Here is a 9544-nt window from a genome sequence, read left to right on the forward strand (position 1 = left end):
AAAAAACGCCAACTTAAAAAATGGATAGTGAATAACTAGCTACCCTAGGGTTTCTTTTGCCTTTTTTTCTGTTTAGTAAATTTCTTAATGTTTGTAATTTAGATTAGTTGCGGCTTAAAAGCAACTGAATCGCGGTTATTAAACGTTTAGAATAAAAAAACGCCATACTTGAAAGTATAATGTAAGTAATTAGCCAACCACGGGGCTTCTTTTGCCTTTTTTTTCGTTTGGCAAATTTTTTAACATTTATAGCTAAACGACAACCGTCATCCCGCTACTTGTGAGCGGCTGAGATACCGTGGCGGTATGACGGTTCGCGGTGGCATGACGTAGAATTTTATACTCACCAACTCAGTATTCCAACCTGGATTGTATCTTATCGGTAAAAAAGAAGAGCTATTTTAGGAAGTTTTTATAGGACTAAAACCAAAGAAAACTTGCATATAAGTTTATCAAGATGTAAAATTAAAGTTATTTTAAAAGAATAGGTTAATTATGAATCTTGTAACAAAATCTGCTATCGATTTTACTGCTTCATCTGTTCTCTCTGACGGAGAAATTGTTGATGATTTCTGTCTGAGTAAGCGCATAAAAAATAAGTATGCTGTCCTTTTTTTCTATCCACTTGATTTTACTTTTGTTTGCCCAACTGAATTGATATCGCTCAATAATAGAATAAATGAGTTTGCAAAGCGTGGTGTTGAAGTGATAGGAATAAGTGTAGATTCAAAATTTTCACATTATAAATGGCGAAACACTCCAGTTAATGATGGTGGTATTGGAGAGATTAGCTACACTTTAGTGTCTGATATCAAAAAGTCTATATCAAGAGACTATGGGGTCTTATATGATGACTCAATTGCGCTGAGAGCAACTTTCGTTATTGATGATAAATTTATTGTACGTCATCAATCGATAAATGATTTGCCTTTAGGGCGTAATATCGATGAATTCGTTAGAATCGTTGATGCAATTAAACATAATGAGGAGCATGGTGAAGTATGTCCAGCAGGGTGGAAGAAAGGTAAGCCAGCAATGCAGGCAAGCGATGAAGGAGTAGCTGATTATCTAAACTCATACAGTGAAGAATTATAAATTTAGTACAAAAGTTCTTATTATTGGATCTGGGGCAGCGGGTTATGCTGCCGCTATATATGCAGCACGTGCAAACTTAGAGCCAATTGTAGTAACGGGAATGCAGCCTGGTGGTCAGCTTACAATTACTACAGATGTTGAAAACTATCCTGGTTTTGTTTCAATACAGGGTCCAGAACTAATGGAGCAAATGAGGTTTCATGCAGAAAAGGTTGGAGCAAAAATAATAGATGATGAGATAAAAAGCGTTGAACAACTTGAGGACTTTAATGAGTATAGATTTAGATCTTCTGGTAATATCAATGACTACTATTCAGATGCAATTATCATTGCATCTGGTGCGCAAGCGAAGTGGCTTGGTTTAGAAAGTGAAAAGAAATTTCAGGGTTATGGGGTTTCAGCTTGTGCGACTTGCGATGGTGCATTTTTTAGGAATAAAGTTGTAGCTGTGATTGGTGGTGGAAACACTGCTGTTGAAGAAGCAATATTTTTAACTCGATTTGCCAAAGAAGTGATATTAATACACAGGCGTGATAAATTAAGAGCGGAAAAAGTAATGCAAGATAGGCTCTTTAAAAATGATAAAATAAAAGTAATGTGGAACCATACCGTAGAGCAGATTCTTGGAGAAGAAAATCCAAAAAGGGTTGCTGGTATTGCGATTAAATCAGCAGAGATCGATAAAACCCAAGAATTAAAAGTGGATGGAGTGTTCATTGCAATCGGGCATGCACCAAATACGGGTATTTTTAAAGGCTTTGTTGAAATGGATGAGCAGGGTTACATCATTACAAAACCTGGAACAACTTTAACTAGTAGGGCAGGAGTGTTTGCTGCAGGTGATGTTCAAGATAAGGTATATCGTCAGGCAGTAGTTGCAGCAGGAACAGGATGCATGGCTGCGCTTGATGCAGAAAAGTTTTTAGAGTCGTAGTTAATTCTAGGATTTTGAATAAATCGCTTGCAATTTTCCTTTTCTTTTTCATAATTATATTAGTAAATTATTAGGTAGGTTTAATATGCTTTATGGAGGGGAGGGGATGGGATAAATACTAATGGTTATAGATATAATCAGACAACTTCAAGATAGCTCGATGAACCAACACAAAAGTTATTTAAGGCTATTGATAACGAAAACCCGGAAGCTTTTAAACAAGCTCTGAAAGAAGGTGCGGATGTTAATGCGTTTGATAAGGAGGGCATGACACCTTTGGTGTCTATTGTCAATGTCTGCGCTGTCAGCGGTGATGGACAGGCTACGTTAGAGAAAATGGCTAAATTGCTTATACAAAACAGAAGTATCAATATTAATGCTCAGAGTAAGCAATCTGTGTCTACAACACGGACGAGATATGATCCTAGTACACAAAGTGAAATATCAGAATTTATAACAACATCTAATATGCGCAAAGACACAGCTTTACATATTGCTTGTCAAGTTGGGGCTAAAGATGTGGTAAAAATATTGCTCACGCACCCAGATATAAAAACTGATATCAAAAATTATGAATATAAAAGCCCTGAAGATTGTATTGCAAGAGGATTTGAGCGCGTAATAAAATTAGAATTTAAAAAAGCACAAAAAGCAAACGAGTTGTTAGGTGCTCTTTCTAGCAGAAACATTTACCAAGCGAAAAGACCATTAAATCAAGAGTTTAACCCTAATTGCTGGAAAAGAAGCCGAAATGAAGAAATAGAAACGCCGCTTAGCTTAATTATTCAATCATGTTTACAAGGAATAACATCAGATAACAAAGAAGTATTGACAAAACTTTTAAAACATAAAGAGCTAGATTTTAGTTAAATAAAGCCAATACAAGCTATAGAGCAAAATTCGTGGGTGAAGCAAATAATTGAACAAGCCATTACAGAGCGATTAACCGCTACTATTAATAAAAAAGATTTAGATGATGTAAAAAAATTAGTAGAAGATAATTGCTTCATGAGTCATGCAATTGTTACTGCTGCATTGAGGGGTGTTAATAATCCAATCGAATCTATTACAAATTACCTAAATGAAAAATTTCCTGCAAATACATTACAACCTTTGGCAAGTACGAATGATATACCGGTAGGTTCTGAGCAAGTTATACAAGAACTTAAAGGTGAACTTGAAAGAACGAAAGCTCAACTCATAGAAAAAGAACGAGAGCTGGATAGGGTCGTACGCGAAAGAACGAGAGGCATTAACAAAATTTCACAGTTAGAAGAAGATTTAAGGCAGGAAAAATCGGCTCAAAAAACAAAAATCAATGATCTAAATAGTGAAGTAACTCGACTTAATAGAATTGTGTATGGAAGAGCAAGCGACACTGTCGAAATTTCACGATTAAAAAGAGATTTGAAACAAGTAAGGGAAGAAAGAGATAGGCTTTCATCAGAAAATAGACTGCTCCGTAGTAATAAAAACGAAAAATCCTCGCAAGCAATTTCTTCTGGTAGAAAACTGAGCAACTACGCTTCTGCATGTTTTATATTGCTTGGAGTATATACTGTTGTTGCATGTTTAGTAATAGAAGATTATCCAGGGATAATAAGTGCTTTCTTTACAGCAGTTGCACTGGCTTTTTTTTATTAGGATGTTGTAGTTTATATAAAGCAAACACAATACTTAGTGATGTTGAAAGCACTCAGCTTGGTGGTTTAGAACGAAGTTAAAGTTTTGATTTCTTCTCCAGGCCCTGCTGAAAATTTTTGTACATGTTAAAAACATCTTGATAATTGAGGTGAGTGTAAATTTGAGTAGTTTCCAGGCTTGAGTGACCAAGCAGTTGTTGTATTGATCTTATGTCAATATCTTCCTGAAGCAAATGAGTAGCAAAACTATGGCGAAATGCATGTGGAGATAAAATTTCTGGTAAATTTAACATTCTCCTTATTTTTTGCAAACGATTGGCCACATAAGTTCTTCCCAATTTTTTTCCTCTTACTCCCAAAAAAAGATATTGTGTTTCATTATTAGTGCCAAGATAAGGACAGGCTTTTACATATTCTTGTATACACTTTTTTACTACCGGAAGAATGAATACCTGCCTTTGTTTATCTCCCTTACCTGTTACTATTAAACTTTCATTGTTAATATCACTAACCCTAAGGTTCAACGCTTCGCTGATTCTTAAGCCTGTACTATATAGCAGGACGATAATCGCAATTTCTCTTTTTACCACCCAAGATTCGCCCAGATCGGATAGTTTCATTTCTTTCAATAAAGTTTTTATATCAGGTATTGATAATGCTTTGGGCAAAGTTCTTCTCTGAATTGGCCTTGATAAGGAAAATACAGCTTCATTGTCTATATTGTGGTTATTTTTTATGTACTTGAAGAAATTTCTGATTACTGAGAGTGCTCGAGTGTTGGATCTTGCGTTTACACCTCTTGCGTAACGAGAGGTAAGCCAACTTCTTAACTCAGGTACGCTCAATTTTTCCAAAGTGCCGACATTTACTTCTCCACCAATGTGAGTATTTAGGAAACTTATAAGATCCTTCAAGTCCCTCATGTATGACTCTAAAGTGTTTGGTGAATAAGATCTGTTGCACCTCAGCCACTCATACCATTTTTCAATGATTGAACCGAGGTCCACAATTATTTTTTAAAGAAAGCATCGATGCACGCATCTCGAAAGGCTTCATTTATATCAGGATGAGAGTGACAAATTCTGTATATATCCTCTGCTGCTGCGCTATATGCCATTGCAACTGCTGCTTCGTTGATTAGCGTATCAGCGTATGCTCCTATGATATGCACACCTAGTATTGTATCTGCTCTGCTACAAGTCAGCACTTTCACGAATCCTTCAGCATCATCAGTGATTTTTGCTCTGCCGTTTGCAGCAAATTGACATTTACCAACTTTGTACTTACGGCCAGCATTTTTGAGTTCCTCTTCGGTTTTACCAATCGAAGAAACCGCAGGGTGAGTGTAAATGACAGATGGTATGATTCCATAATCAACGTGAGGTGACTGTCCTGCTATTATCTCTGCAACTGCCACTCCTTCTTCCTCTGCTTTATGAGCAAGCATTGCTCCACCGATCACATCACCAATAGCAAATATTCCTTTCACATTAGTTTCATATCTGTTGTTAACTTGAACGAAACCGCGATTATCTTTTTCTATTTTTTCATCAATACCAAGATTCTCAGTGCATGGTTTGCGTCCTGCTGCCACCAATACCTTATCCGCCTCTATAGTGTTTGTTTGATTATCTTTTACAGAGCAAACTTTCACACTCAAAGAATTACTACTTTGTTTTATCTCCTCAACTTTAGTGCTAAGTAAAAATTTTATTCCTTGTTTTTGTAGACTAGAAAGTAGAGACTTACTTAATTCTCCATCCATTGCTGCAGCGATTCTGTCAAAAAATTCTACTACAGTGACTTCAGACCCTAGCCTCCTCCATACAGAAGACATTTCAAGCCCTATTGCCCCGGCTCCGATTACGACAAGTTTTTTTGGTACTTCAGTTAAAGATAATGCACCAGTTGATGAAATAATACTTTTCTCATCGATATTAATTCCTGGCAAAGAAATAACGTCAGAACCGGTTGCAATTACTATATTTTTTGTCTTCAGCACCTTACCTTCAACTGAAACTTCAAGATTACCTTGGTCAAAAGAAGCAAGCCCATTGATTTTAGTGATTTTGTGAAGGTTAAACAGATATTCTATACCTTTTCCAAGTTCCTGAACTCTGGCGTCCTTATAGCCTAGCATTTCTTTTAAATCGAAACTTGCATCCTTAATTTTTATGCCAAGCTTCGACAGATCATTTTTCGTGTGAGCATACTGATAGGAAGAATGAAGTAGTGCTTTGGAAGGTATGCATCCAACTCGCAAGCATGTACCACCAAAAATGCTATTTTTATCTATGCAGGCAACTTTCAATCCAAGTTTTGCAGCAGCGATAGCACACTTATAGCCTCCTGGGCCACCACCTATAACAATTAAATCATAATCAGTCATAAAAAACAAACCTATTTTCTAAAGAATAAACACCTTTTCCCTCAGTTGTTACATATATCTTATTGCGAGTAAACACTGGAGTGTGAAACACATTACCAGGTACTTTGACTACCTTTCCTGCACTTTCAGATCCCGGAAAAGCAAACATTGAACCTTTATTGCTTGTCACCCACAGTGTATGGGCATGCATAATTGGAGCAAACAATTGCGTATTTTCTATTAAATCAGATGCCCAGACTGTTTCTCCATTTTTTATATCCAGGCCAATTATTTTATCGTCTTTAGTAACTATAAAAATTCTTCCGCCTTCTTTTTGTTTCTCTGCAGGAATAAGAGGACTATAATATGACTCAATGTCTGATACACTTTTTACTTGCAGTGACTTTGACCATAAAATATTTCCTGATTTCACGTCAATGCTATAAATATAAGAATTATTTGTAGCTATTAAAGTATCGCCAAGCACTCTCGGTGTAGTAGTTACATCTGTGAGCTGTGTATCCAAAAGGTTTGTAGCCAATTTTTGGCTCCACAATTTTTTACCGTCTTCATTAAAAGCTATTAACTCACCATTTGAAAATGGTGCTATTATTTTATCATTAGAAATTGCTGGCGATATGGAATACAAACCTCGAACCTCATTGATGCCGTTTTGATAAGTCCAAACGAAGCTGCCATCTTTTATATCAAACACGTACAGATAATTATCAATAGTCAATACTACCAATTTATTGTTTATTACTGCTGCTTTCCCTCTTACTGGAGCTCTCAATTCTTTTTCCCACTGAATCTCGCCGGTTTTTGCATCTATTGTGTGTAGAACGTTATCCACTATAAAGAAAACGTTTCCTCTGTGACGCAATAGGCTCATGTTACTAATTTTTTTTCTGTGTGAGAGGTGTAATTTCCAATTCATAGCCTTTGAGTTATCAATATCAAAGGAATATAAAGCGCCGTGCTTGTCTGATAAAATAACGCTATCTTCTGTAAGCACTGGAGCTACATATCCTTGAGATAGTTTTTTATCCACTAGACTTATTCTCTCGCTTGCCATTGTGTAACTGCTACACAATAACATTATCATGACAATTATTACTTTCATTATTTATTGAAAACAAGATTCATTAATATACATCTTAAGAACCTTAATTACAACGGAAATGTTCTTGCTGCATGTTAAAAACGTTGATTTATGAACGAAATATTATATTATTATGTGAGATAATGTATACTCTTAGAGGTAGTACACCTCATCCACTATGCGGCAACGTGCATAGCTGTACGAACATTGAGATATAAAAGTAATTTATACCAAGAAGAAAGATGTCATCCAAATAGCCTCTTTTCCTGTCATCCCAGTGCTGGACACTGGGATGGCTCTGTTGCATCGCAACTGAAAAAATCTGGTGGCTACTGACAAAATTCATTATAAAATAGCCATTTAACCGCTTAAGGAAAAATATGCCACAAAAAATGAGAGTTAGTAACTGCCATGAATATAACAAATTTCTAGAAAAAAGAGGAAATATTTTTTGTTACATCGATAAAGCTATCGAAAATTGGTATGAAAATAGTCCAAAAATGCAGGGCGGCAACTATATTTATAGTGATAAAGTTGTGATTTTAGTGCATATAATCGTTAATCTTTTTAGAATTGGCTTAAGACAAACAGTCGGATTTATAAAAGGATATTTGCAACAAATAGGAAGAGATTTAGCAGTTATCAGCTATTCGCAAGCTTCAAAAAAAACTTAATATTAAGATCAATGATTGCAGAATTGATAAAAATAATATGGAAGATATCGAAATTGCCATAGATAGCACAAGCATCAGCATTTATAACAACACACAGCAAGGAAAATAGCGCTGACAGAAAATATCGTGGTTATGAACAGACAAGAAAATTGCATGTAATGTTGAATATAAACAGCAAAAAAGCCATAGCTGCAAAATACAGTAACGGTCTGATCACTATGGAGCTTGCGATTTACTTAAAGGAGTTAATTTTCAGCATGCCATAAAAGCACTATATGCAGACAGAGCATATGACCATACGCGTCAAGTTAAGAGATTGTAAGTAAATTCAGGGAAGTTAAGGTAGATACTCTAGTTTTTCTGTACTTGTCTTTTAATGAAAATCGAGACCAAGTTATGGTAAGCTTTTTAAGAAAAACTTTCAAACTATTAACTTTATTCTTTAGTGCTAAAAATAACTCTATAACCCGCTTTTTTAGCTCAATAAATGCCTTTGTTAAGCTAAGTTCTGTATTCTTTTTCACTTCTGTGCAACCAACTATGCCGTGAAATATAAGAATTGCGCACAATTTAGCATATAGTTCACATAATACTCTGCATGGCTTTCCTTTTAGCTTATCAAGTCTGATATGGCTTTTATACAATTTAAATAATAACTCAATTTGCCACCTTACTCTGTAAATCGTTAATACTTGCTCAGCACTAATTTTATTTTCTGGAACATTAGTTATAAATATTGACCAGTTCAACAATTTTTGATTTCTTTTAGAGGATGTATATCCCTGCGATCTTGCTAATCTATTAGCTTTCCTTCTTCTGGCCATAGACTGTTCTTCAGTTAGTTTCTGACATATAATTCTTACTCTAATTTTTGCTTCTTTTCCTAACAATACCTCGTTTTCTAAAAATAACTTATCCTCTAAACATTCTAATAACTCCATTTTTTGATTTGTTTCTACATCATATATGTTGGTATCGGATTTATAACGACTTATGAAATAAGCTCCTATTTCATTGATTTGTTTAAAAGAACTTGGCACAAAATAACCGAGATCAGATATTAGCAAATCATTGCTTAATATATTACTTAAATGTTTCCTATATCCCTGGTCTGATCTTACTCCCTCCGTTAAATTAAGTTGGTCTATTATCTGATTCATGTAGTCGAAAACTAATTGTAACTTTATTCCAGACTTAGTATTGCTTTCATAGCCACTGTAGCTAGTACCATAACCTTTATACATCTCTTCCATACTGTTAGGTAGAGTAATATAGCTACTGTCCAATAATTTAACACTATTAAATTGCTGTAAGATTTTGCAATCAACTTGCAAGATATTTTTGAAGAGAAGCACAGATTCATTATACATCCTTTTCATAAATTCCACTGCTTCTTCAGTAAATCTAAAATCCAAACCTTGTTTTGTTATATCTATCGAGTCCTCGTTTAGTAATTGACACATTGTTTCTACGCTACAATTATCAACCCCTATATTACCCAAGACCATGGCTTTTACGAACGATGAACCTTTTAGCTTTCTCTTTCTTTTTATAAACCTTGTTGTAATTGAGATTTTGTCTGCTTTTTCATTAAAAAATTCTTTGAGCTTTTTTGATAAGCTAGTTATTTTATTCATTGGTTCTCTCACTAAAAGTATTTCTGGGAGAACTTATACCTTATTATTCTATCTCTTTCATACCTTTATTTCCTTAACTTGACGCGTATGG

At 35.1% G+C, this 9544-nt stretch carries 9 protein-coding genes and 1 pseudogene; 6 read left to right on the top strand and 4 right to left on the bottom strand.

Going from position 1 to position 9544, the window contains the following annotated elements:
* The first annotated feature begins 495 nt into the window (after window positions 1–495).
* The 4 genes from OZD64_RS02505 (at window position 496) to OZD64_RS02520 (ending at window position 3673) form a co-directional block, all read left to right on the top strand.
* Window positions 496–1095: a peroxiredoxin gene (locus OZD64_RS02505; RefSeq protein WP_012673206.1), complete on the top strand. Its 600-nt coding sequence runs from the start codon at window positions 496–498 to the stop codon at window positions 1093–1095.
* Window positions 1082–2029, top strand: coding sequence for a thioredoxin-disulfide reductase (gene trxB / locus OZD64_RS02510; protein WP_010962814.1), 948 nt, complete (start codon window positions 1082–1084; stop codon window positions 2027–2029). The genes OZD64_RS02505 and trxB overlap by 14 nt, the downstream gene beginning before the upstream one ends.
* 225 nt (window positions 2030–2254) lie before the next feature.
* Window positions 2255–2899: an ankyrin repeat domain-containing protein gene (locus tag OZD64_RS02515; protein WP_274999243.1), complete on the top strand. Its 645-nt coding sequence runs from the start codon at window positions 2255–2257 to the stop codon at window positions 2897–2899.
* Window positions 2900–2935: 36 nt separating this feature from the next.
* Window positions 2936–3673 (top strand): hypothetical protein, encoded by a 738-nt coding sequence (locus tag OZD64_RS02520; protein WP_274999240.1) that lies wholly within the window; start codon window positions 2936–2938, stop codon window positions 3671–3673.
* Window positions 3674–3749: 76 nt separating this feature from the next.
* Here the strand turns inward: OZD64_RS02520 and OZD64_RS02525 are convergent, their stop codons facing one another.
* The 3 genes from OZD64_RS02525 to OZD64_RS02535 are packed head-to-tail and all read right to left on the bottom strand — an operon-like array spanning window position 3750 to window position 7163.
* Window positions 3750–4679: a tyrosine recombinase XerC gene (locus tag OZD64_RS02525; RefSeq protein ID WP_208571627.1), complete on the bottom strand. Its 930-nt coding sequence runs from the start codon at window positions 4677–4679 to the stop codon at window positions 3750–3752.
* Between the two features lie 2 nt (window positions 4680–4681).
* Window positions 4682–6061, bottom strand: coding sequence for a dihydrolipoyl dehydrogenase (gene lpdA / locus OZD64_RS02530; RefSeq protein ID WP_010082459.1), 1380 nt, complete (start codon window positions 6059–6061; stop codon window positions 4682–4684).
* A complete protein-coding gene (locus OZD64_RS02535) occupies window positions 6054–7163 on the bottom strand; it encodes an outer membrane protein assembly factor BamB family protein (protein ID WP_038228167.1) in 1110 nt (369 codons plus the stop codon). Before OZD64_RS02535 ends, lpdA begins: the two co-directional genes overlap by 8 nt.
* A gap of 186 nt (window positions 7164–7349) precedes the next feature.
* Between OZD64_RS02535 and OZD64_RS02540 the strand changes: the two genes are divergently transcribed.
* A complete protein-coding gene (locus tag OZD64_RS02540) occupies window positions 7350–7478 on the top strand; it encodes a hypothetical protein (RefSeq protein ID WP_274999241.1) in 129 nt (42 codons plus the stop codon).
* A 44-nt stretch (window positions 7479–7522) separates the two neighbouring features.
* A pseudogene (locus tag OZD64_RS06850) lies at window positions 7523–8129 on the top strand (transposase); the annotation flags it as partial.
* On the opposite strand, the gene OZD64_RS02550 reads toward OZD64_RS06850, so the two are convergent.
* A complete protein-coding gene (locus tag OZD64_RS02550; protein WP_274999201.1) occupies window positions 8125–9453 on the bottom strand; it encodes an IS4-like element ISWen1 family transposase in 1329 nt (442 codons plus the stop codon). The pseudogene OZD64_RS06850 and the gene OZD64_RS02550 overlap by 5 nt on opposite strands.
* Window positions 9454–9544: the final 91 nt, after the last annotated feature.

This window comes from Wolbachia endosymbiont of Drosophila tristis (assembly GCF_028981745.1).
GTDB classification, from domain to species: domain Bacteria; phylum Pseudomonadota; class Alphaproteobacteria; order Rickettsiales; family Anaplasmataceae; genus Wolbachia; species Wolbachia pipientis.